Below are 22,334 nucleotides of genomic sequence, written 5' to 3' on the forward strand. Positions count from 1 at the left end.
AGCCCGATTGAGAAGGATGAAAAGGTGGGAAGGGCGGTTTACACTGTGCTTCCTGACTTTTATCGGATCCTGCCATGAAACAGCACATTCTGGCTCTCGCTGCCGCGATGCTACTGAGCGGTTGCGCCACCATTGTTGGCAACGAAACCCAATCGGTTCTGATCGATTCGCAGCCGCCCGGCGCGCGTTTTACCGTACAGGATGAAACTGGTCGTCCGGTTGCGGAAGGCTATACGCCAAAAACCGTCATCCTGGAAAAATCCACCCATCGCTATTTTGGTAAAAAGCACTATTTGCTGATGCTGGAAAGTCCGGGCTATGTGCCCGTCACGGTGCCGATCGAAGCCCGTGCCAACCTGTGGTACCTGCTGGGGAATATTCCACTGCTGGGCTTCCCCGGCTGGCTGCTGGTCGATCCGTTCTACGGGGGCATGTATAACCTGGAGCCCGAGCATCCAAAGCCTTACATGAACCCGGTCGGCGCACGCGGCTGATTACTGGGCGGTAGGTTTTACCATACCGCCCGGTGCTTTATGGCGTTCCAGATACTGATGCTGGAAAATGCACATACGAATGGTGTTGCGGTATTCGCCATTGATAAAGAATTCGTGTTTAAGCACGCCTTCAATCTCAAAGCCCAGTTTGCTGTAGATGTGGATGGCTTTCTCATTTTCCTGATCGACGATCAGGTAGAGCTTATACAGATTCAGCACGGAAAAACCGTAATCCATCGCCAGCTTCGCCGCCTGGGTGGCCAGACCTTTGCCCTGATGCGCCGGATCAATGATGATCTGAAATTCAGCGCGGCGGTGAACATGGTTAATCTCCACTAACTCCACCAGCCCCGCTTTTTGCCCCTCATGCTCAACCACGAAGCGCCGTTCGGTCTGATCGTGAATGTGCTTATCGTACAGATCGGACAATTCCACGAAGGCTTCATACGGCTCTTCGAACCAGTAGCGCATGACGCTGGCGTTGTTATCCAGCTGATGCACAAAGTGAAGATCTTCTCGTTCCAGTGGGCGAAGTCGGATGCTCATGGTTTTTCCTTGCATCAGGCTGAGGCGGCAATCTGCTCAACGATCCGTCCCTGCGCCATCCGGACGGCACGGTCACACATGTGATCAATCACATCGGGATCATGGCTGACCAGCACCATCGTCAGACCATCCTGACGCTTAAGATCGTTAAGCAGATTGAGAATCTCAGCCTGGATTGACATATCCAGTGCCGATGTTGGCTCATCCAGCAGCAGTATTTTGGGCTGAAGCAACAGGGCGCGCACGATAGCCACACGCTGGCGCTGACCGCCGGACAACTGATGAGGATAGCGATCGGCCAGCGACGGATCCAGCCCCACATGGCGAAATCCCTCATGAATACGATCGTCGATGTTGTCCCGTTTCAGCAGGTTGAGCGGCTCGGACAGCGTACGGCGCAGGCGATGGCGGGGATGCAGGGAGGCATAGGGATCCTGAAACACCATCTGCACCTCCTGACGCAGCGCGCCGGTAAAGCTTTTGCCCGGCAGGACTTTGTGCCCTGCCAGTTCCATATTCCCCTGCCAGTGCGGGTTCAGTCCGGCCATCACCCACAGCAGAGATGACTTGCCGCAGCCAGACGGGCCGACCAGACCAAAACACTCGCCCGCGTTAACCTGCAGGTTAACGTCGTGTACGACGGTACGCAGATCGTAACCCTGTTTGTGTGACACGCTCAGGTGTTGCAGATTAATCATGGTGGGCCTCCAGCGCTGCGCGGTCCAGCACCGGTAGCGGTTGTCCGTGCGTGGCTTTACTGGGGCGGCAGGACCACAGCGTGCGAGTGTAGGGATGGGTTGCGCGCGGCAAATCCGCCGCAGGCAGCGTATCCAGCACGCGACCTTTGTACATTACCATCACGCGCTCGCAGTGCTCTGAGACCTGTTGCAGATCATGGCTAATTAGCAGCAGGCCCATGTTGCGGGACTCCACCAGCTCACGAATCAGCGACAGCACTTGATCGCGCATGGCGTGATCCAGTGCGGATGTCGGCTCGTCGGCAATCAAAAAGGCCGGATCGGTAATCAGGGCGATGGCCAGCATCACGCGTTGTCCCATCCCGCCGGACAGCTGATGCGGATAAACCTGCATCAACTGGCGCGGATTAGGCAGCCCGACGGCATCCAGCATGTCGCACACCTTTTCTTTGCGCGCTGCGCGGCTCAGACGACGGTGCAGAATCAGCGGCTCTTCCACCTGCCAGCCGATCGTCCGTGACGGATTCAGCGCATATTTGGGGTCCTGCATGACCATGGCCACGCGCTCGCCCCGCAGCTTACTCCAGCCGCGCTCGTTCAGGGTCAGGGCATTTTCACCCGCGACCTGAAGCTGGCTGGCCTGCAGATGCAGGGCAGGGGACAGTAAGCCCATTAACGTCCGGGCGGTCAGCGATTTACCCGAACCGGATTCACCGACCAGCGCCACGCGCTCCCGCCCGATGGAGAAACTGATATTGTCGACCAGTGTCGCCGCCTCGCTGCGGATGCTGAGTGACTCCACAAGAATGTTATTTTGCATGTCGGGTATCCAGTCGGTCACGCAGGCCATCGCCTGTCAGGTTAAACGCCAGGCTGGCAAACAGAATGGCCGCGCCGGGAGCCGCCGCCACCCACCACTGGTCAAAGATCACCTTACTGCCTTCCGCAACCATTGAACCCCACTCGGCGGTAGGCGGTTGCACGCCCATGCCCAGAAAGCCCAGTCCGGCAGCGGCCAGGATAATCCCGCCCAGGCTCAGCGCCGCGCGCACCACGGCGGTGGGCAGGCACAGCGGCAGAATATGGCCGAACATCAGGCGAAAGCCGGTAATGCCTTGCATACGGGCGGCGGCCAGATAGTCACTGCGCCGCAACGCCAGGGTTTCGGCGCGCGCCTGACGGGCAAACGGCGGCCAACTGGTCAGCGCCAGCGCCAGCGCACCGTTCATCAGGCCCGGTCCCATAATGGAAACCAGCGCCAGGGCAATCACCAGGTTTGGCAGTGAAAGAAAAATATCGGTGATGCGCATTAAGACGCGCTCGGTCCAGCCGCCCGTATAGCCGGCGGTAATGCCCACCAGCAGGCCCACCGGGATAGTGAGGATCAGAATCAGTGATACCAGCAGCAGCGTCGGACGTGCGCCATAGATCACCCGTGAGAGCAGGTCGCGGCCAAAGCCATCGGTGCCAAACCAGTGTGCAGCCGAAGGCGGCAGCAGGCGGCTGGAGATGGTTTGCAGATTGGGATCGTAAGGCGCGATGAGCGGTGCCAGCACTGCCATCAGAATGACAATCGCCACCAGCGTTAACCCGATGGTTAACGAGGTGATGCGTCGGCGGCTGCGTCGTGGTCGCACCGTTTCAAGTTCAGTAAGTTGTTGCGTCATCGTGTTCTCGGATCGGTTAACCAGGTGAGGGCGTCCGCCAGCGCATTGATCAGAATAAAACAGCTTCCAATCAACAGAGTGGCCCCCAGAATGGCTGGCACATCGCCAGAGAAGAGCGCATTGGTCATATAGCGCCCTACACCAGGCCAGGCAAACACGGTTTCTGTCAGCACCGAGCCTTCCAGCAGCGTGGCATAGGACAGCGCAATCACGGTAATGAGCGTACCCAGCACGTTCGGGAAGATATGGCGCAGCAGAATCCGCACCCGGCCCGCGCCTTTTGCCCGCGCCAGCACCACGTACTCTTTACTGCTCTCTTCCAGCAGCGCCGCGCGCAGCAAACGGGTAATGCCCGCCATCGCCAGCAGGCCCAAAATCACCACCGGCAACCAGAGATGGGCCACCGCGTTCCAGAAAATTTCCCGGTCGCCCGACAGCCAGCTGTCAATCAGCACAAAGCCGGTTTTCGGCTCCAGCGTATAGGCCCAGATATCATCCAGCCGTCCCGGTCCGGCAGACCAGTGCAGCACCGCATAAAACAGCAATAAGCCCAGCAGGCCCAGCCAGAAGACCGGCACGGAGTAACCCAACAGAGAGATAAAGCGTGCCACGTTATCGATCACGCTGCCGGGTTTCCAGGCGGCCAGCAACGCCAGTGAAACGCCAAAGATCACGGCAAAAATCATTGCGCAGGTGGCCAGCTCAATGGTGGCCGGAAACGTCTGCAACAGGTCGCTGCTGACGGGCTGATTCGTCAGACGCGAAACGCCGAGGTCGCCGCGCATCAGATGCGCAATGTAGTGCCAGAACTGCATCAGTACCGGTTGATCCAGCCCGAGATCGTGACGAACCTGCGCATAGGTCGCTTCACTGGCATGATCGCCCGCGATTTGCTGTACCGGATCGATCGGCGAGAGATGCGACAGCATAAAGGTAAACGCCAGCAATCCTGACAGAGTGATTACCAGTGACAGTAAGTCTGATGAAAGGCGGCCAGCGCGCCGCCAAAAATGCCGGGCGGACCCGGCAGAAGAGGCAGAGTGTGCCATTACTTAGTAACCTGCGAATAGTAAACCATGTCCGGGTTAATGCCCTGAACGTAGCCTTTAAGGTTATCGCGCAGGGCGATAAGGTTTTTCGCCTGCAGTCCAATAACATAAGGCGAGCTTTTCAGCACTTCACGTTGCATCGCCTGGTAAAGTTCAACGCGTTTTTTCGGATCGCTTTCCGCGGTTGCAGCCAGCACCTGCTTATTCAGCTCTGGAATATGCCAGTCAGAACGGTAAGCAATCGTCTTGCTGCCATCTTCCGGGTTGTAGGCGAACGACGAGGCGTTGGTATTCGGATCAAAGTAGTCTGCGCCCCAGGCGTTGATCGTGCCTTCGTAGTTATGCGCTTTGACGCGGGTAGAAACTTCAGAGCTCAGTCCCGGCAACACTTCCACTTTTACGCCGCCTTTAGCAAAGCTGCCCTGCAGGGCCTGGGCAATATCCAGATACGGGGGCTGATTGCTGGTGGACAGGGTAAAGCTGACATTCGTCAGGCCGGCTTTTTTCAGGATCGCTTTCGCTTTTTCCGGATCGTAACTGTACGGGTTGTCGTTTAAGGCACCCAGAAAACCTTTCGGCAGAAACGTCTGGTGCACATCGAACTGCCCTTTCAGCAGCTGTCCGGCAATGCCTTTATAGTCGAACAGGTAGCGTGCCGCTTCCCAGAAGGCCGGGTTTTTTAACGCCGGATTGTTTTTGTTGCCGATGTTGAACTGGATGTAATACAGCGAGGCCATCGGAATCGCGTCGGTTTTCACACCGCTTTTGCCCTGCAGCGAGGCAATCTGGTCTGCCCCCAGGTTACGGGCGATGTCAGCGTCGCCTTGCTCAAGCAGCAACCGGCGGGCCGCCGGTTCCGGCACATTTTTGATCAGAATATTTTTAATCTTCGGCGCGCCGGCCGGTGACGTCGGGTTGGCGGTCAGGATGACGGCCTGATGCATCACCACTTTACGAATCTGGTAAGGGCCGCTACCGGCAGAGTTGGTGGCCAGCCAGCCGTTACCGAAATCGCCTTTTTCGGCGTGCGCGCTGACAGTTTTTTCATCGACGATGGAGGAAACCGGTGCGGACAGCAGGCTAAGAACGTAAGCCGGGCTGACGTTCGCCGTCCAGCTAATCTGCACATGGTTGTCATCAACCTTTTTCAGGAAGCCATCCACATTATCTTTGTTCCAGCCGAGCTGGGTCAGAATAAAGGAAGGATCCAGATTCAGTTTCACCACGCGCCCCAGCGAGAAGATCACATCTTCCGGGCGCAGGGGATTGCCGCTGGCGAATTTGGCGTCTTTACGCAATGCAAACGTCAGGCTGCGGTTATCGCTACCTGGCTGCCAGGATGTCGCCAGGGTCGGTTTTAAATCTGTGGGGTTTTGTGGATCCGACTGCACCAGGCGCTGATAAATGTTGGTAAACGCTTGCACGCTGGTCAGTTCAAACCCTTTCGCCGGATCAAAGCTGTCTGCATCGTCTGTTGACTGTACGACGACCAGGGTATCTTTTGGTGTGGCGGCGTTAACGCTGAATGCGGTGGCCAGTGACAAGGCCAGTAATGATGGAATTATTTTTTTCATGGAAAATCCTTGCCTGAGAAAGTAACGCGAGTGTACGAAAGGGCTCATGCAAAGAATAGTCGATTATGGGCTAATGATATGCAAAAAAGTTATAACAAATGCAGCACAGTTATAAGGCTGATCAGGCGGTCATGCTGAAGTCACAACGGTTAATAAACGAAACCGGGATTGAACCGTTATTTTTCTTTACCCGAACGGGGCTGAGATTATACTAAGTGAAAATAGTCGCAGGAGTCATACTTTGGACAGTCACCCTAAATACGTTATTACTCCGGCAAGCTAACTGCATTTCGCTGCTTGCCACCTGGCGGGCAGCAATCTTCTCTGTACGATCCGATTGCTCTCCCTGAAATACACGCTGTAGTCACTGCGAGAGCGCATTATGTTTATGTATATTCAGGCCCTTTTTCCTCCGCCTCGACAGGCGTAGCCGCGGGCTGCGCACCCTTTCTCATACAGTCATTTTTTGTGCGTTTATTTCGCCAGGTCCGGTATTGCGCGGTATTTTTATTTTTCTGCGCGGCGGACGTGCGCGCTTATTTATTAAAAACTGACTGAACCTCTTTACCGGAAATAACCGGAAATACAGGCATGCTTTATTTCGCATGCAGGATATCTGTTGCTTTAAATCAGGGAGATGTCGACATGAGCGACATGAAACTCGAACACGCCGCGATGATTCACAACCGCCAGCGTGCACTTAAAAAAACCAAAACGCCCTTTGCCATTGAACGCGAAGCACGCAATCGCACCGATGTCACGCTGAGCAACCTCCACAGCAGCTATGAGGGCCTGACGCACACGGAAGCCCGGGCGCGATTAGGTGATTATGGTCGCAATGAGGTGGTGCATGAAAAAGCGCCTTCCGCGTTTGTCCAGCTGATCCTGGCCTTTAACAATCCGTTCATCTATGTGCTGATGGTGCTGGCACTGGTCAGCTGGGTAACCGATTACTGGCTACCGCTGCGGGCCGGTCAGGACACCGATCTGTCTGGCGTGATCATCATACTTACCATGGTAACGCTCAGTGGACTGCTGCGTTTCTGGCAGGAGTTCCGTACCAACCGCGCCGCGCAGGCTTTAAAGTCGCTGGTTCGCACGCAGGTTACCGTACTGCGTCGTGAAGAAGGCAGCACGACTGGCCGCCGTCACGATATCGATATGCGTGAACTGGTGCCCGGCGATGTGATTTTATTGAGTGCGGGCGATCTGGTGCCGGCCGACGTGCGCTTGCTGGCCTCGCGCGACCTGTTTATCAGCCAGGCGATCCTGACCGGTGAATCGCTGCCCGTTGAGAAAAACGATCTCAGCGCAGGTGAAGAGATCGCAGAGCAGCCCGGTCGCAGCGTACTGGAGCTCAGAAACAGCTGTCTGATGGGGACCAATGTCGCCAGCGGCACGGCTCGCGCACTGGTCGTCGCCACCGGCAGTGAAACCTGGTTTGGTTCGCTGGCGGCCTCGCTCTCAGGTCGTCGTCCGCAGACCGCGTTTGACCGTGGCGTAAACAGCGTGTCCAGACTGCTGATCCGCTTCATGCTGGTGATGGTGCCGGTTGTCTTACTGATCAACGGCTTTACTAAAGGCGACTGGATGGACGCCACCTTGTTCGCGTTGGCGGTTGCCGTCGGTCTGACCCCCGAAATGCTGCCGATGATCGTCAGTGCCAATCTGGCCAAAGGCGCGATTGCGATGTCACGGCGCAAAGTCATCGTTAAACGGCTGAACGCGATTCAAAACCTCGGTGCAATGGATGTGCTGTGTACCGATAAAACCGGCACGCTGACGCAGGACAACATTTTTTTGTCGGCGCATCTGAACGGGGAAGGCGTAGAGGATGCGCGCGTATTGCTGCTGGCCTGGCTCAACAGCAGCAGCCAGAGCGGGGCAAAAAATTTGATGGACCGCGCGGTACTGAAATTTGGAGAGCAAACCCTGTCTGCGGCCCAGTGCATCCAGTTTCAGAAGGTGGATGAGCTGCCTTTTGACTTCGTCCGCCGTCGTGTCTCTGTGGTGGTGGAAGATCTGCAAACGCACCGTCCACTGTTAATCTGCAAAGGGGCGGTCGAGGAAATGCTGGCTGCTGCGACCACACTACGTCAGGGCGAGTCGGTCATTCCGCTGTGCGAACAGAAACGCGTCGAACTGTTGAACCTGACGCAGCATTATAATCAGCAAGGCTTTCGCGTCCTCCTGGTGGCAACCCGTGAGCACGGCATAGCGCTGCCACTCAGCAGCAATGATGAGTGCGAGCTGACCATTGAAGGGATGCTGACCTTTCTGGATCCGCCTAAGGAGAGCGCGGGCAAAGCGATTCAGGCGCTGAAAGACAGTGGCGTGAAGGTCAAAGTGCTGACAGGCGACAATCCGCTGGTGACGTTGCGCGTCTGTCAGGAAGTGGGGCTGGCTTCTGAAGCCATGCTGACCGGCAATGAGATTGATGACATGAGCGACGCGGTGCTGCGCACGGAAGTGGAGCGCTGCATGATTTTCACCCGGCTGACGCCGCAGCAAAAGTCACGCGTGCTTAAACTGCTGCAGCAGAATGGTCATACCGTCGGTTTCCTCGGCGATGGCATCAACGATGCGCCTGCACTGCGCGAGGCCGATGTGGGGATCTCTGTCGATACGGCGACGGACATTGCCAAAGAGTCATCGGACATTATCTTGCTGGAAAAAGATTTGGCCGTGCTGGGCGAAGGTGTCCTCAAAGGGCGCGAAACCTTCGGCAATATCATCAAGTATCTGAACATGACGGCCAGCTCGAATTTCGGCAACGTGTTCTCCGTACTGATTGCCAGCGCATTTATTCCTTTTCTGCCCATGCTGTCTATCCAGTTGCTGATTCAGAACCTGATGTATGACATCTCTCAACTGGCTCTGCCCTGGGACAAGATGGATCGCGAGTTTTTACGTAAACCGCGTAAGTGGGATGCCGGTAACATCAAGCGCTTTATGCTGTGGATGGGGCCAACATCGTCTATTTTCGATGTCACGACCTTTGCGCTGATGTGGTACGTCTTCGGGGCAAATCATGAAAGCGCCCAGTCGCTTTTCCAGTCTGGTTGGTTTGTGGAAGGGTTATTGTCTCAAACGCTGGTGGTGCATATGTTGCGGACGCAGAAAATTCCCTTTATTCAAAGCTGCGCCCGGCTGCCGGTGCTGCTGACCACGATGGGTATCTGTGCGGCGGGTATCCTGCTGCCGTTCTCTTCGCTGGGTACGCTGGTGGGATTAGTTCCGCTGCCCTGGCACTATTTCCCCTGGCTGGTGCTCACCCTGTTTAGCTACTGTCTGGTGGCGCAGGGAATGAAGATGGCGTACATCAAACGCTTTGGCCGCTGGTATTAAATGCTTCAGCCGTAAAAACATCGCCGGTCAATGCCACAAGGTGAGGGTGGCATTGACCGGTTTTCCCTCTGTGCGCATCTGCACGGCCCGTCTTCGTGAACTTGTGCTATATCATTGCAAAAAACGTGATGTCGATAACGTAGACGAACCTTTCTGCCATTCTCGCTCTTGCCGTGGCGTTCTCTGATACAATTACAGCGAAATTATTTAACCTGACCTGACAATATCCGGGTTGGAGGGATCTGCCGTCATCATGCGTGTTAGCTCAGCGAACGGACACGTATCTGAACGCCGCCCGTTTCCCCGGCCGGTAATGCACACTGCCCGCCACGTCAGAAGATTTTGCTCAGTGGCCATGCATACCACACCCGACCGGCGCTGATGATGCGCGGACTTTTTTGCCCGATGATTGAGGATCGTTATCCCGCATGCGTTGTTGTTTACTGCCTTGCCTGTGTGTTGCCGGAGCCTGAAATGCAGCAGACAGAATATGTAATTGAAGGTCTGGTTCGGTTTTCACCCGCTCAGGGACGACTGTGCCTGGTCGAGTCCAGTGAAACCAGCGTGCCCTTATCGCCTGCCTGCAATCATTTACTGGAAATGTTTCTGAAAAGCCCCGGCGTGGTGCTGGCCCGGGAACATATTCTTGATAATTTCTGGCAGGAAACGGGCGCAACGCCTTCGTTCAACAGCCTGAATGCCTATGTATCGTCTATTCGACGCGGTTTTGCCTCGCTGGGCATCAGCCAGGACGTTATCACCACCGTTTATAAAGTGGGCTTTGTTTTCAATCCCACGCTGGCGATTCAAACGACGCACCTTGAGCCGGAACTGGCGGCTCCCACTGCGGATCCGGTCTCTCCGACGGCGGCTCTGCCGCGACGCGACCGTCGTTATTACGCTGCAGGTATTGCGGTGCTCCTGCTGGCAGGCATGACTGTGCTGGTGCTGTCTTCTCTCCGGCCTGAAAAATCGATCGCGCCTGTCAGCGTGGCAGACGTCAACGGCTGCGAGGTACTCTATCTGCCGGTGCATCCGGGGGAATCGGCTTTCCCGCCAGAACCCGTGTGGCGCAAAATCATCGCCAGCAGCGGCATGCCCTGTCAGAAGGGCGGCAAATATCTGTTTTATGCGGACAGAAACGTGACGGCTGGCCACTGGGGCAATGTCTACGTCGCTTACTGCCGCCACGTAACGGGCGGCCAGGCCTACTGCTCAAACTATTCTGAACTCGGATGGCGGGCAGAGAATGAATAAGAAGAACGTCGTGTCGCTCAGTCTGGTTTTGCTCTGTGCCATCCTGGTTATTGCGGGAGGCCTGTACTCTGTAAAATCGCAACGCGCCATGTTCGAATTTACCTGCGCAGCGAATTTTCAACAGCGCGATCTCACCCGGAATTATCATCTGGATGCCAGCTTTGTTCTGACGCTGCGTCATTCCGGAGAAGGCATGGTGTCCGTTGATGGAACGGTCTATCAAGCGGGAAATACGTATATCTTAAGACGTAATGTCGAATTTCAGTATTCACCCTATATTCAGTCACTTTATAAGCTCGACCACTATAGTGTGAGTCGCGGTCTGCGCGACAACGTACCGGAAAATATATTAAACAGCCACTTTGCCTATCTCTATATTTCGAAAATTAAAGGAATGGAGGATGCGATATTGGTAGGCAGTCGGGTATTACCTCTTATCGTTTGTCATACCCGCTAATGGCGTTGTCCGCAGACGCGGGTAGCGCCGTTTCGCACGTCCTTGCCCTGCGGAATGTGTGCGGGTTTACGCCTCCTTCTGGTGGCTACCCTGCACAGCGAGCGTCTCTTGTGTGGAATTTAATTTTATATAAATTTATAAAAACAGTTTTTCCTTTCTAAAATTAACCATTATAAGGTGTTTGTATCTATTTGAGCCCCGTAATTGTTAAATCCTCATATCGGCAGCATGCCCGGGTTCGTTACAGCCTGGCGCTGTAACGAAATAACAGACATAGCCGGAAAATTTAATTTTTGAGGTGTTAACACTTTACGGGGAAACGGCCATGAAAGAGCTTGCTTATAAAATTCAATGTGACGCGAAATGGAATCAGCTTCAGGACACTGAGAAAAAACCACAGATGAAAGACGTCATTATGTGTCTTATTAAAAAACAGTCGGAAGGCATATTAACCCGGGACGTCGCCGATGAGTGCGATATATCTATTTATGCTGCAAGAAACTGGCTGTTAAAACTGGAAAACAGTGGACTGCTAAAAAGAGAGGCCGGAACCAAATCCTGTAAATGGTTTATTCTTTAGTGTTTCCCGTGCTTGCTCCCGATGACCTGACGCTCACCGGCAACCGTGCGTGACTGCACAGGTGGGATGTGCCGCAGGGAAAGAAGCCCGTCATAACGCGGCAACGGACGCGCCCCCGCGCGCGTCAGACTGATGGCCGGTAACCGGCCGTCCTGACGGCGCGCCGCGGGGATTCACACATAGAAATGAATATGTTTTTTACCATGTACCGGGGACGTCTCGATCTGTGTTTTGACCCTGAACACGTCCCACAGCAGTGACTCCGTGAGAATCTCATCCGGCGTGCCCTGCGCCACCACGCCCCCGTGCAGCATAATGATAAGACGATCGCAAAACAGCGCGGCATGGTTCAGATCGTGAATTGCCACAATGCTGGTGACCGGTAGCTCGCTGATCAGCTTCATCAGCTGAATCTGGTGGTGAATATCCAGATGGTTGGTGGGCTCATCAAGCAGTATTTCATTCGGTGACTGGGCAAGGGCCCGGGCGATATGCACACGTTGCCGTTCTCCGCCAGACAGGCTCTGCCAGCCCTGATCGCAACGTGAGGCCATATCCACACGTTTCAGTGCGGCATCGACGATGTCGTCGTCCTGATGGGTCCAGCTGGAAAACGGCGAGTGATGCGGAATGCGGCCCAGTTTGACGATATCGCGCACACGCATATTGGCACTGGTTAACGCATGTTGTTCAACGAAGGCGACACGGCGGGCAAGCTGTTTGCGGGCAATGGACGACAGGTCCTTGCCATCCAGCAGCACTTTGCCCTTTTGTTGCTTACGCAGGCCAGCCAGAAGACGAAGCAGGGAGGATTTGCCTGAGCCATTTGGCCCCAGTAATCCCACCGTTTCGCCCGGCGATACCGCCAGGGAAACGTCATTAACGATGATTTTTTTCCCCACCTGCCAGGTAAGGTGTTCGGCGCTAATGCTCATTATTGATTCCTGGAGCGATAAATAATAACGGCAAAGAATGGTACACCCACCAGCGCGGTAACCACGCCCACCGGCAGGCTTTGGGGGGCAATCAGCATACGAGAGGCAATGTCCGCCAGCACCATCAAAATCGCACCCGCGATAGCACAGGCCACCAGCAGGCGGCTGTGCAGAGGACCGAAAAAGAAGCGCATCACATGCGGCACCACCAGCCCGACAAAGCCAATTGAGCCGGCCATGCTGACAATCGTGGCGGTCATCAGGGCGGTTGCCGTGAACAGCACCAGACGAACCACGCCAACCGGAATACCTAACGAAGCCGCGGCATCGTCGCCAAAGGTGAAGGCATCCAGCGCGCGCGCATAATAAAGACAGACCGCTAAACCGACCAGCACGACCACGACCACCAACTGAAACTCCGGCCAGCGTACGCCGCTAAAGCTGCCCAGCAGCCAGAACATGACGTCGCGCGCCTGCTGCGCATTTGCCGAGGTACTAATGGTGTAAGCGGTTATCGCATTAAAGAGTTGCGATGCCGCAACGCCCGCCAGAATCGTGCGCTCCGTCCCGCCACGTGCGCCATTGGTCAGCAGGGCAACAAACGCAAAAGCCGCAAAGGCACCGGTAAAGGCACCCAGCGAAAGGGAGATGGCACCCGCGCCGACGCCCGAGACCACAATCAACACCGCCCCGGTTGATGCGCCAGCCGAAACCCCTAACACGTAGGGTTCGGCAAGGGCATTCTTCAGCAGGCTCTGTAACACCGCCCCGCAAATCGCCAGACCTGCCCCACTGAATGCGGCAACCAGCGCCCGGCTTAAACGGAAATCCCAGATCACGCTTTCATGGATACGGTTAACGGGCACCGCCGTCATTCCCAGTTTATTGGTGACGGTATAAAAGACGGATTTTAGCGGTATTGATAACTCGCCTACGCTGACGCCCAGTGCAATCACCACAACCAGCACGACAAGGGCGAGGATCGCAATGGCGATAAACCCCACTCGTCGTGCCTGAACAACCCCTTCACTCATTAATTCAGGCCCATCTTACGTAACTGCTCTGCAACCTGTTCTGCACCATAAATCGTACGAATCGTCGGGTTCATCGCCTGACCGTCCATCACGACAATATGGCCTTTTTTCACGGCATCGAGCTGGCTCACGGCCGGATCGCTTTTCAGGAACTTAATCTTTTCTTCGGCGTTATCCAGCTTCCAGCGATTACGATCAAGGCTGGTGACCACGATGACATCCGGATTGGCGGCAATGATACTTTCCCAACTGACAGTGGGCCACTCGGTTTCGGTGGTAATGGCATTATGGCCGCCCAGCAGATCGGCGATAAAGCCGGAGGCACCATTTTTACCGCCCACGTAGGCATCCGCGGTGGGGGAGGAGCTGGAGAACCAAAACACGAAAGACAGGTCTTTCTTGCCTTTAGGAAAGGCTTTTCTCAGGGCGCTTTCACGCTTCTTAAAGTCGTTGATCACCTGCTGTCCGCGATCTTCAACGTTAAAGATTTTGGCAAAATCGGCGATTTCTTCGTAAACATAGGCCATATTCCACAGCGTCGAACGGCTGCCATAAATATCGCCGGTATTCTGCTTCGTGGCACACATGCCTGGTGACAGGTAGGTGTTTATGCCAACGGACTCAAAGTCTTCGCGTTTGGCAACTTTACTGCTCGGCCCCATCAGTAGCTGAATCTGGGCAGCCACAAAATCGGGGTTTTTCGCCAGGATGGATTCCAGCGTAGGGATTTCCACCGTCAGTACCGGCACTTTCGCATTCTTTTCAGCAAGCTCAGGTAACACTTTGGTCGGCCAGAATGCGCTCGCCACCATTTTATCCTGCAGCCCCAGCAGCAGCATGATTTCCGCCGTATTTTGCCCAAGCGCTACGACGCGCGCTGGCGCTTTAGTAAAGGTTTCCTTCTGACCACAGTTTTCGATGGTCAGCGGATAGGTGGTGGCCCAGGCGGAACTCGTCGTGAGGAAAATAAAACTCAACAGGCTAAGCATTTTTTTCATTGGTGTTTTCCATCATTAAATGAGACGGCATGCCGTAACGATTCTGGCGCGGCGAATTTTATCAGACAAAAAATGTAAATAGAAATCATTATTATATGAGTTGATATTTAACAAAAACGCATAAAATTTACTTCAGTTATTAGCCGGGAAAGAAATATCAGCGCAGCAATAAAGATAAATCACGCCGAGTCAAAACAGCGTGATAAGCCCTTGCTGAGGCGGCACTGACGCCGCTCTTGCATAAGAACGGGTTAATCGTTTTCCACGTGATAAAAAGATCACGAACCATTGAGCGGCATCGATATCAGAGAATAAACCCAAAAACCGCTTTGCACTTGACCGAACGCACGATTAAAACGGGCCTGGGTGAGAGAGCTGAGTGAAACAGATAGCCTCCATTTGCGCTCCACAGTTCAGACAAACTCAGGCAACCTGGGGTGCTTATCATCCTGCCACCATTGTGGAGGATGTCATGAATACCCTTACGTTTATTGCTAAATACTGTGAATACGGCCTCAAGGTTGCAAGGTGTTTTATTATTAATGATGCACGTTTTCATACGCAGCGATTGCGTATTTTACTGGGCAGAGAGCCTGACCTGATTCATCCGGTCACCCTGAATGAAAAAATGTGTCATCGGTTGATATATGACAGGAATCCGCATTATACGCAGTTGGCGGATAAATTAGCGGTGCGCGATTACGTGGCCAGCCGGACCGATGATGTGATGATTGTGCCACTCATTAACACGTATAAAAGCACCAAAGAGATTGCGTTAAACCGTTTACCCGCGACTTTCGTTTTGAAATGCAATCACGACAGCGGCAGTACGATAATCTGTAAAGACAAAGCGACGTTCAATATCAAAGCCGCTTTACTGAAGCTGGATTTAGCGATGAAAAAGAATATGTATTACACCACTCGGGAATGGCAATATAAAAACATCTCGCCGAAGATTCTCTGTGAAGAATATATTGAATTGTTTGCAGGCCGTGAAAGAAGTACAACGCCTGAGATGTTGCGTATCCATTGTTTCAACGGTAATGCCAGCATTATTGAGGCGGATTTTACTGATGAGCAGGGCAGGGAATATGTCAATGTCTACAACAGAAAGTGGGAACTGCAGCCTTTCCAGATTGACTATCCTCATCATCCTGCGCCGATAGCCGAGCCCGCGTTGTTTTATCGCGCACTCTGTGCCGCGCAGGCGCTGGCAAAAGATATCGACTACTGTCGGGTCGATTTAATGCTGAAAGATGACAGCCTGTATTTTAGTGAAATCACCTTAACGCCTCAGCGCGGCAAGCTCAAAATAATGCCTCTGGAATGGGACGCTAAACTCGGCGCGATGTGGCAACAGAAGCCGTATCAACCCACCTTATCCTGCCGATCTGCCCTGGCGCGCAACGGGCCAGCGCAATAAAAACAGCGAACCGCCCTGAGAAGACGTTTTATAGCCGATATCGCCACCGTGAGCCTGCATAATTGCTTTGGCGACCGACAGGCCCAGCCCGCAGCCTGTCGGATTGGCCGCACGGCCTGCGATACCACGTTGAAACGGCTCGAACATATGACGCTGGAACTCTTCGGCTACGCCCGGCCCCGCATCTTCCACCTCAATAAAGTAGGCGCTGTCCCGGACACCGCTTCGCACAGCGATCGGGCCTGGCGTGGCGTAATTGCGTGCATTATCAAATAAAATCGTCAGGCACTGAATAATTCTGAGGGGATCACATTGCGTTATCGCCTGCGTTTTCTCCATGACCAGAGTGAATCCACGTTCACGGAACGGATGGCAAAACGCAGTACTGACGTTCTCCAGGATATCGCTAAACGGGACAGACTGAATATCCAGCGTAAACGAACCCCCTTCCGCCGCGCCGACAACGCGAAGGTCGTCGATCAGACGAGATAATCCCTCAGTCTGCCGCAAGAGGCTGATAAATAAGTGGGGTTCAGGCTCAAAAACGCCGTCGACCAGCCCCTGCAACCTGCCGCGCAGAATAGTCACCGGTGTGCGAAGTTCGTGGGCAATGGCCGCGTTCCAGGACTTCCTTTCGTTGTCCAGGGTCTGCAGTTTTTCCGCCATGTCGTTAAAGTCCCGGACTAACAGATTGACCTCGCCCAGGCGACTCTGGCTGCTGGCGGCGCGCGCGCTTAAATCACCCTGAGAAATACGTCGCAGGCTGGCGGCGACGGAACTTAAGGGGTGAAGGATTTTCGCGGTGAGTTTAAACGCAAACAGCAAGGCAATCAGGATGCAGAGAGAGGAACTGATGGCGATCCAGACCCAGTCGAAGACCGTCATATTTTCGCTGTTGCTGGCGGATAAGCCACCAGGGATATGATCAATGACAAAGCTGTAGAACAGATAGGAGCCCACCACCGCAACAAAAATAATGGCTAAGGCCAGAGTCAGCATAAACAAAAGAATTTGCCGACTGAGCGCTTTGTCTTTATTCACTTCTGTTCACCCAGCCGATAGCCCATGCCGCGAATACTTTCCGGTACGCCTGATATGCCACAGTTTTCGAATTTTTTGCGTAATTTACTCATGTGGCTGTCGACCGTTCTGTCCAGCGTATCGCTTTCAGGTAAGCAGGCGTTCAGCAACTCTTCCCGACTAAAAACTCTACGTGGGTATTTTGCCATGTGCGTCAGCAGTTTAAATTCTGTCGTGGTCAGGACAGGCGTCAGTGTCTGACCGTTGCTGTGGATCTCCACATAAAACTCATCGGGATAAAGCGTCATGAAACGGGTTTTAATCAGGTTTTGCGGTGCCGCCTGAGGGTTGGCGCGGCGCAACACCGCCTCGATACGGGCCACGACCTCAGAAGGATTAAACGGTTTAACGATATAATCGTCCGCACCCAGCCGAAGCCCCATGAGTTTATCGATATCCTGATCCAGCGCTGTGACCATGATGACCGGCGTATTGCTCTCTTTGCGCAATGTTGAAAGGACATTCCAGCCATCAACGCGGGGCAACTGGATATCAAGCAGCACTAAATCAGGCTGCAGGCGGGTGATCAATGTGAGGGCTTGCTCACCGTCGGCCGCATGGACGGTTCTCATCCCGGCTCGCTTGATGTAACTCATCAGGATATCGGAGATTTCAACATCATCCTCCGCCACCAGGATTAATTTGTCGTTATTCATGACGCCCTCAACATCAAAGTCAGAAACGGTTGCTGTTCAATGTCACATCCACACCAGAATGCGTCGCCTCGCAATCGGCACAGTATGTCAGTCGCGGCAGACCAGCAAAGCACAGTGCGACATAACAGACATCAGGCCCTGAACGCATACAGCATGATGAGACCGCAGGAGGCTCGCAACAGTTCACTCACCACTCTTTTTGCAGCAGGGCAAAAACCAACGTGTCCTCATACACAGGCACACCGTCTTCCTGCGTAAAACAGACGTACTCTTTGAAGCAGCCTTCCAGGCGCATCCCCAGACGGCGGCATAGCGCTTGTGAGCCTGCATTATCGCTTGCGACATACGCATAGAGGCGGCGGACATCCCTGACGTTAAAGAGATAAGTAAACAGACAGGTCGTGGCTTCCAGTGCAAAACCCTGTCCCTGATAGTGTGGATTGACATACCAGCCAACGCTTAACGTATTGTCATCAGGCTCGGCCTCACCAGAAGCAAACAGATGGCCGATCACGGCACCCGTTTCTTTTAAACAGATGGCATATTGCGTGTCATCATCGCGCCTTTTTGTGGCTTCCTCTCTGGCGGCGGCCATGTCTTCCAGTTTTTCATCGTAAAAGCATGCGGGCTGGGGATCAGACAAATAAGCAAACAGCGCTTCGGCGTCGTCCGGCATAAAACGCCGCAGGATTAATCGTTCTGACTCTGCTATTTGCATAACGCACCTTTACGTGAGGAAATAGAAGCGATAATAAGGAAAGATGAAGCATTTTTAAAAGGCTGCACTGTGTGAAAACTGGCGCTATATTACTATTGATGGTTTTATGTTGTCCATCGTATATAAGCCATTCCCCCCGTTTTTATTTAATGATTTTCTTCTCCATATTCCCTCCATAAAAATGACATCATGGCTCATTGTTCGCGCGTTAAGCTGTAACTATGCGCATTATTATGAGACCGTTCGTGATGAGGCCAGGTATTTTAATCAGGTTAAGTTATTGCTGTTTATTTTGGTCATTACTCGCGACAGGAATAAGTCCCGCATCAGGCCTGTCTCAAAAAATTTATCGTGTTCCCCACGCAAAGCCGACGGTTATTGCGCTTTATTATCCAAAAAAAACGCTCACCGTTCACGCGTGGAACCGGCATTTTTGGCAGGCCGTCGCGACAAACGCCACAGCCTGGCGCGGCGGTCGGGTTACCCGGCTGTTATATAAGTCCGTTGTCCATCGGCTGACTGAAAACTGACGGTGGAGCGCGTCGGGTGAAATGCATCCCACAGATGCGCACAAAAGGGCGTCATGCGCTGAATAACACCTGATCAGATGCAGCAGGAACACACTTTACTTATTTTCTCAGGGTAGAACATGCCTCAGTTTTTTATTAACCGCCCCGTTTTTGCCTGGGTAATTGCCATCTTTATTATCGTGTCTGGCCTGCTCGCGATTCCAAAATTACCGGTGGCCCTGTATCCGTCTGTCGCGCCGCCTACCATTACCATTAATGCCTCTTATCCGGGCTCAACGCCGGAAACGATGAACAACAGCGTGATTGCCCTGATTGAGCGTGAGCTTTCTTCGGCGAAGCACGTGCTGTATTACGAATCATCCAGCGATACCAGCGGCATGGCTTCCATTACCGTGACCTTCGCGCCGGGAACCGATCCCGAGCTGGCGCAGGTTGACGTGCAAAACCGTATAAAAGTGGTGGAGCCTCGCCTGCCGCAGGTTGTGAGACAGAATGGCCTGAGCGTTGAAGCCTCAGGCGCAAATTTTTTGATGATTGTCGGGCTGACATCGAAAGACGGTAAGCTGACTGACGCCGATCTGAGCGATTACTTTTCCCGTAACCTCTCCGAAGAACTGCGCCGGGTGGAAGGCGTGGGCCGCGTTCAGCTGTTTGGTGCCGAGAAAGCGATGCGGATTTGGATCGATCCCGTCAGGCTGAGTCAGTATCGTCTGTCCGTCAGCGATATTAACCGGGCGGTCAGCATCGAAAACGCACAGATTGCGCCAGGCCGGACCGGTGATTCACCCGCTATCCCCGGTCAGCAGGTCAGCTATCCGCTGCTGGTCACCGGGCAGCTCGGCTCACCTGAGGCGTTTGGTCATATTACCTTACGCGCCAATCCCGATGGTTCGCGCGTCATTCTGTCGGATGTGGCCCGCGTCGAACTGGGTTCCCAATCCTATGGTTTTGCTACGCGTGAAAACGGTCACGTGTCGACGGCCGCGGCCATTCAGCTGACGCCGGGAGCAAACGCCGTTAAAACCGCAGACAGGATCAGACAGCGCCTGAATGAACTGAGTAACGCCATGCCCGAAGGCATGACCTACAGCATTCCGTTTGATACCACGCCGTTTGTAAAAATCTCCATTGAGAAAGTGGTTCATACCTTTATTGAAGCCATGGTGCTGGTCTTTCTCGTCATGTACCTGTTTTTGCAAAACATTCGTTATACCTTTATCCCGGCTATTGTGGCTCCGATTGCCCTGCTGGGCACATTTACCGTTATGCTGCTGTCTGGCTTCTCGGTCAACGTACTTACGATGTTCGGTATGGTACTGGCCATAGGGATCATTGTTGATGATGCCATCGTCGTGGTGGAAAACGTCGAACGTATCATGGCGGAAGAGGGACTGGGCCCGAAAGAAGCGACCCGGAAAGCGATGAAAGAGATTACCGGCGCGGTCATCGGCATTACGTTAGTGCTGAGTGCCGTGTTTATCCCGATGGCGATGGCAAGCGGGTCGGTCGGCGCGATTTATCGCCAGTTTACGCTGACAATGGCTGTCTCTGTCTTGATCTCGGCATTTCTGGCGCTGAGCCTGACCCCCGCCCTTTGTGCGACATTGCTCAGGCCTGTCAACCAACACGCGCAGCAGAAAACAGGATTTTTTGGCGGGTTTAACCGCCAGTTTGCCGCCATTACGGCGCTGTATGGTCGCGGTGTCAGTCGCTTACTGAAACGCGTCGGCAGCGCGCTGGGGGTTTACGCGGCGCTGTGTCTGCTGCTTTTCCTGGCGATGAAAAATCTGCCTTCGTCCTTTTTGCCTGAAGAGGATCAGGGCTACTTTATGACGTCCATTCAGCTACCCTCGGAAGCCACGGCAGCGCGCACGTTAAACGTGGTTAAGGCTTTTGAACAGGTGGTGCTTTCACGCCCCGCGACGCAATCGACCATCGCCATTCTCGGTTTCAGCTTTGCCGGATCCGGGCCCAACTCGGCGATGGCGTTTACGACTTTAAAGGGCTGGGACGAACGAAACGGCGCGACCGCCTTTTCTGAAGCGGCGCATGCGCAGGAACAGATGGCGATGAACCCTGAAGCGGAAACCTTCAGTTTGATCCCGCCCGCCATTGATGAGCTGGGAAACTCCTCGGGCTTTACCCTGCGTCTGCAGGATCGCGGTGGTAAAGGCCTTGCTGAACTGAAGAAGGCTGAAGCGCAGTTGCTCGCGCTTGCGGCAAAAAGCCCGGTGGTCCGCAACGTTTATGTCGATGGCCTGCCTGACGGACAGATGATCCGACTGAATATTGATCGCCAGAAAGCCTTCGCGTTGGGCGTCTCTTTTGAGGAGATCAGCCAGACGCTCTCGGGAGCGATCGGTTCGCTGTACGTCAATGACTTCCCGAACCGCGATCGTATGCAGCAGGTCATTATTCAGGCGGATGCGAGATATCGCATGCAACCGGACGACGTCCTGGCGTTATATGTGCGCAACGCGACAGGCGGCATGGTGCAGCTCGCTGAGTTTGTGCAGGCTCAGTGGGAAACTGCCCCCTTGCAACGGGTGCGTTATCAGGGCTACCCGTCAATAAAAATCACCGGTAACCCTGCACCAGGCTATTCAAGTGGCGATGCGCTTAACGAGATGGAACGTCTGGTAAAGCAGTTGCCTGAAGGGTTTGCCCTTGAGTGGAGCGGCGGATCGTTACAGGAGCAGCAATCTGCATCAGAAGCGCCCGCGCTCATGGTGCTGTCGATGCTGGTGGTCTTTCTGGTGCTCGCGGCGCTGTATGAAAGCTGGTCAGTTCCGATATCGGTCATGCTGGTCGTCCCGCTGGGACTGCTGGGAGCGGTACTGATGGTCAGCATGCTGGATATGCAAAACGACGTCTTTTTTAAAGTCGGGATGATCACTCTCATCGGGCTGTCGGCAAAAAATGCCATTTTGATCGTCGAGTTTGCGAAACAGATTCACGAAAGTGGTAAGGGGCTGGTCGACGCCACCTTAGCGGCTTCACGTATGCGTTTGCGGCCTGTTCTGATGACATCGCTGGCGTTTACCTTGGGTGTTGTACCGCTGATGCTGGCCACAGGGGCCAGCGCGACAACGCAAAAGGCGATTGGAACGGGCGTGTTTGGTGGCATGATCAGCGGCACGTTACTGGCCATCTTCTTTGTTCCGCTGTTCTATTTCTCGGTCATGAAGGTCGTGGAGAAACTGACGCGCAAGCGGTCTTAACAGTGTGCAGGGCCGCGTGGGCAAAGGCCGCCTCCTGGCGTGAAAAGCACAGTGGAGAAGACCAACGCC

The 22,334-nt window shown here is 54.1% G+C and carries 19 protein-coding genes; 7 read left to right on the forward strand and 12 right to left on the reverse strand.

The genetic code is table 11. The annotated features are described in order from the left end of the window. Nucleotides 1-74: 74 nt before the first annotated feature. Nucleotides 75-494 carry a hypothetical protein gene (locus GC087_RS06165; RefSeq protein ID WP_006120675.1) on the forward strand — a complete coding sequence of 140 codons (420 nt, stop codon included), beginning with the start codon at nucleotides 75-77 and terminating at the stop codon, nucleotides 492-494. On the opposite strand, the gene speG is transcribed toward GC087_RS06165, so the two are convergent. From speG to GC087_RS06195, 6 genes are read right to left on the reverse strand one after another with little or no spacing between them, the layout of a single operon-like run. Then, nucleotides 495-1,040 (reverse strand): spermidine N1-acetyltransferase, encoded by a 546-nt coding sequence (gene speG / locus GC087_RS06170; RefSeq protein WP_006120674.1) that lies wholly within the window; start codon nucleotides 1,038-1,040, stop codon nucleotides 495-497. A 14-nt stretch (nucleotides 1,041-1,054) separates the two neighbouring features. Beyond that, nucleotides 1,055-1,738 carry an ABC transporter ATP-binding protein gene (locus GC087_RS06175; protein WP_058702298.1) on the reverse strand — a complete coding sequence of 228 codons (684 nt, stop codon included), beginning with the start codon at nucleotides 1,736-1,738 and terminating at the stop codon, nucleotides 1,055-1,057. Continuing rightward, nucleotides 1,731-2,558, reverse strand: a complete 828-nt coding sequence (locus GC087_RS06180) for an ABC transporter ATP-binding protein (RefSeq protein WP_058702299.1) — start codon at nucleotides 2,556-2,558, stop codon at nucleotides 1,731-1,733. Before GC087_RS06180 ends, GC087_RS06175 begins: the two co-directional genes overlap by 8 nt. Next, nucleotides 2,548-3,405: an ABC transporter permease gene (locus GC087_RS06185; protein WP_054633264.1), complete on the reverse strand. Its 858-nt coding sequence runs from the start codon at nucleotides 3,403-3,405 to the stop codon at nucleotides 2,548-2,550. Before GC087_RS06185 ends, GC087_RS06180 begins: the two co-directional genes overlap by 11 nt. Continuing rightward, the gene (locus GC087_RS06190) at nucleotides 3,402-4,454 is read right to left on the reverse strand and encodes an ABC transporter permease (RefSeq protein ID WP_324029963.1); all 1,053 of its coding nucleotides are present in this window, start codon (nucleotides 4,452-4,454) and stop codon (nucleotides 3,402-3,404) included. The genes GC087_RS06185 and GC087_RS06190 overlap by 4 nt, the downstream gene beginning before the upstream one ends. Continuing rightward, entirely contained in the window at nucleotides 4,454-6,028 is a 1,575-nt protein-coding gene (locus tag GC087_RS06195) for an ABC transporter substrate-binding protein (RefSeq protein ID WP_033739429.1), read from the reverse strand. The genes GC087_RS06190 and GC087_RS06195 overlap by 1 nt, the downstream gene beginning before the upstream one ends. 645 nt (nucleotides 6,029-6,673) lie before the next feature. Between GC087_RS06195 and mgtA the strand changes: the two genes are divergently transcribed. The 4 genes from mgtA to GC087_RS06215 all read left to right on the forward strand — a co-directional run bounded on the left by mgtA (nucleotide 6,674) and on the right by GC087_RS06215 (nucleotide 11,670). Beyond that, nucleotides 6,674-9,376: a magnesium-translocating P-type ATPase gene (gene mgtA / locus GC087_RS06200; RefSeq protein WP_324029964.1), complete on the forward strand. Its 2,703-nt coding sequence runs from the start codon at nucleotides 6,674-6,676 to the stop codon at nucleotides 9,374-9,376. A gap of 474 nt (nucleotides 9,377-9,850) precedes the next feature. Then, nucleotides 9,851-10,633 (forward strand): winged helix-turn-helix domain-containing protein, encoded by a 783-nt coding sequence (locus GC087_RS06205; protein WP_039340102.1) that lies wholly within the window; start codon nucleotides 9,851-9,853, stop codon nucleotides 10,631-10,633. Then, complete coding sequence (locus tag GC087_RS06210) at nucleotides 10,626-11,090, forward strand: hypothetical protein (protein WP_006120666.1); 465 nt, start codon at nucleotides 10,626-10,628, stop codon at nucleotides 11,088-11,090. The genes GC087_RS06205 and GC087_RS06210 overlap by 8 nt, the downstream gene beginning before the upstream one ends. Before the next feature lie 325 nt (nucleotides 11,091-11,415). Continuing rightward, a complete protein-coding gene (locus tag GC087_RS06215; RefSeq protein ID WP_058702301.1) occupies nucleotides 11,416-11,670 on the forward strand; it encodes a FaeA/PapI family transcriptional regulator in 255 nt (84 codons plus the stop codon). A gap of 173 nt (nucleotides 11,671-11,843) precedes the next feature. Here the strand turns inward: GC087_RS06215 and GC087_RS06220 are convergent, their stop codons facing one another. The 3 genes from GC087_RS06220 to GC087_RS06230 are packed head-to-tail and all read right to left on the reverse strand — an operon-like array spanning nucleotide 11,844 to nucleotide 14,637. Beyond that, on the reverse strand, nucleotides 11,844-12,605 hold the full coding sequence (locus GC087_RS06220) for a siderophore ABC transporter ATP-binding protein EitC (protein ID WP_006120484.1): 762 nt from the start codon (nucleotides 12,603-12,605) through the stop codon (nucleotides 11,844-11,846). Next, nucleotides 12,605-13,639 (reverse strand): FecCD family ABC transporter permease, encoded by a 1,035-nt coding sequence (locus tag GC087_RS06225; protein ID WP_033739425.1) that lies wholly within the window; start codon nucleotides 13,637-13,639, stop codon nucleotides 12,605-12,607. Before GC087_RS06225 ends, GC087_RS06220 begins: the two co-directional genes overlap by 1 nt. Beyond that, the gene (locus GC087_RS06230; RefSeq protein ID WP_058702303.1) at nucleotides 13,639-14,637 is read right to left on the reverse strand and encodes a siderophore ABC transporter substrate-binding protein EitA; all 999 of its coding nucleotides are present in this window, start codon (nucleotides 14,635-14,637) and stop codon (nucleotides 13,639-13,641) included. The genes GC087_RS06225 and GC087_RS06230 overlap by 1 nt, the downstream gene beginning before the upstream one ends. Before the next feature lie 472 nt (nucleotides 14,638-15,109). Between GC087_RS06230 and GC087_RS06235 the strand changes: the two genes are divergently transcribed. Further along, complete coding sequence (locus tag GC087_RS06235) at nucleotides 15,110-16,060, forward strand: ATP-grasp fold amidoligase family protein (RefSeq protein ID WP_324029966.1); 951 nt, start codon at nucleotides 15,110-15,112, stop codon at nucleotides 16,058-16,060. On the opposite strand, the gene GC087_RS06240 is transcribed toward GC087_RS06235, so the two are convergent. The 3 genes from GC087_RS06240 to GC087_RS06250 form a co-directional block, all read right to left on the reverse strand. Further along, nucleotides 16,016-17,101 (reverse strand): ATP-binding protein, encoded by a 1,086-nt coding sequence (locus tag GC087_RS06240; protein ID WP_039340098.1) that lies wholly within the window; start codon nucleotides 17,099-17,101, stop codon nucleotides 16,016-16,018. The two genes, GC087_RS06235 and GC087_RS06240, sit on opposite strands and share 45 nt — an antisense overlap. Then, nucleotides 17,098-17,796 (reverse strand): response regulator, encoded by a 699-nt coding sequence (locus GC087_RS06245; RefSeq protein WP_058709012.1) that lies wholly within the window; start codon nucleotides 17,794-17,796, stop codon nucleotides 17,098-17,100. The genes GC087_RS06240 and GC087_RS06245 overlap by 4 nt, the downstream gene beginning before the upstream one ends. 187 nt (nucleotides 17,797-17,983) lie before the next feature. Beyond that, nucleotides 17,984-18,514 carry a GNAT family N-acetyltransferase gene (locus GC087_RS06250; RefSeq protein ID WP_054633269.1) on the reverse strand — a complete coding sequence of 177 codons (531 nt, stop codon included), beginning with the start codon at nucleotides 18,512-18,514 and terminating at the stop codon, nucleotides 17,984-17,986. Nucleotides 18,515-19,163: 649 nt separating this feature from the next. Between GC087_RS06250 and GC087_RS06255 the strand changes: the two genes are divergently transcribed. Next, nucleotides 19,164-22,265: a multidrug efflux RND transporter permease subunit gene (locus GC087_RS06255; protein WP_263757623.1), complete on the forward strand. Its 3,102-nt coding sequence runs from the start codon at nucleotides 19,164-19,166 to the stop codon at nucleotides 22,263-22,265. Nucleotides 22,266-22,334 lie beyond the last annotated feature (69 nt).

The organism is Pantoea sp. JZ2, assembly GCF_035191405.1.
In the GTDB taxonomy this organism is placed as follows: Bacteria; Pseudomonadota; Gammaproteobacteria; order Enterobacterales; family Enterobacteriaceae; genus Pantoea; species Pantoea stewartii.

Excerpts from the sequence above, each read along its gene's own strand:
- GC087_RS06215 (WP_058702301.1), top strand. The coding sequence starts at position 11,416 with ATGAAAGAGCTTGCTTATAAAATTCAATGTGACGCGAAATGGAATCAG.
- GC087_RS06245 (WP_058709012.1), bottom strand. The coding sequence starts at position 17,796 with ATGAATAACGACAAATTAATCCTGGTGGCGGAGGATGATGTTGAAATC.
- GC087_RS06255 (WP_263757623.1), top strand. The coding sequence starts at position 19,164 with ATGCCTCAGTTTTTTATTAACCGCCCCGTTTTTGCCTGGGTAATTGCC.
- GC087_RS06165 (WP_006120675.1), top strand. The coding sequence starts at position 75 with ATGAAACAGCACATTCTGGCTCTCGCTGCCGCGATGCTACTGAGCGGT.
- GC087_RS06225 (WP_033739425.1), bottom strand. The coding sequence starts at position 13,639 with ATGAGTGAAGGGGTTGTTCAGGCACGACGAGTGGGGTTTATCGCCATT.
- mgtA (WP_324029964.1), top strand. The coding sequence starts at position 6,674 with ATGAGCGACATGAAACTCGAACACGCCGCGATGATTCACAACCGCCAG.
- GC087_RS06210 (WP_006120666.1), top strand. The coding sequence starts at position 10,626 with ATGAATAAGAAGAACGTCGTGTCGCTCAGTCTGGTTTTGCTCTGTGCC.
- GC087_RS06230 (WP_058702303.1), bottom strand. The coding sequence starts at position 14,637 with ATGAAAAAAATGCTTAGCCTGTTGAGTTTTATTTTCCTCACGACGAGT.
- GC087_RS06190 (WP_324029963.1), bottom strand. The coding sequence starts at position 4,454 with ATGGCACACTCTGCCTCTTCTGCCGGGTCCGCCCGGCATTTTTGGCGG.
- GC087_RS06180 (WP_058702299.1), bottom strand. The coding sequence starts at position 2,558 with ATGCAAAATAACATTCTTGTGGAGTCACTCAGCATCCGCAGCGAGGCG.
- speG (WP_006120674.1), bottom strand. The coding sequence starts at position 1,040 with ATGAGCATCCGACTTCGCCCACTGGAACGAGAAGATCTTCACTTTGTG.
- GC087_RS06220 (WP_006120484.1), bottom strand. The coding sequence starts at position 12,605 with ATGAGCATTAGCGCCGAACACCTTACCTGGCAGGTGGGGAAAAAAATC.
- GC087_RS06185 (WP_054633264.1), bottom strand. The coding sequence starts at position 3,405 with ATGACGCAACAACTTACTGAACTTGAAACGGTGCGACCACGACGCAGC.
- GC087_RS06175 (WP_058702298.1), bottom strand. The coding sequence starts at position 1,738 with ATGATTAATCTGCAACACCTGAGCGTGTCACACAAACAGGGTTACGAT.
- GC087_RS06205 (WP_039340102.1), top strand. The coding sequence starts at position 9,851 with ATGCAGCAGACAGAATATGTAATTGAAGGTCTGGTTCGGTTTTCACCC.
- GC087_RS06195 (WP_033739429.1), bottom strand. The coding sequence starts at position 6,028 with ATGAAAAAAATAATTCCATCATTACTGGCCTTGTCACTGGCCACCGCA.
- GC087_RS06250 (WP_054633269.1), bottom strand. The coding sequence starts at position 18,514 with ATGCAAATAGCAGAGTCAGAACGATTAATCCTGCGGCGTTTTATGCCG.
- GC087_RS06235 (WP_324029966.1), top strand. The coding sequence starts at position 15,110 with ATGAATACCCTTACGTTTATTGCTAAATACTGTGAATACGGCCTCAAG.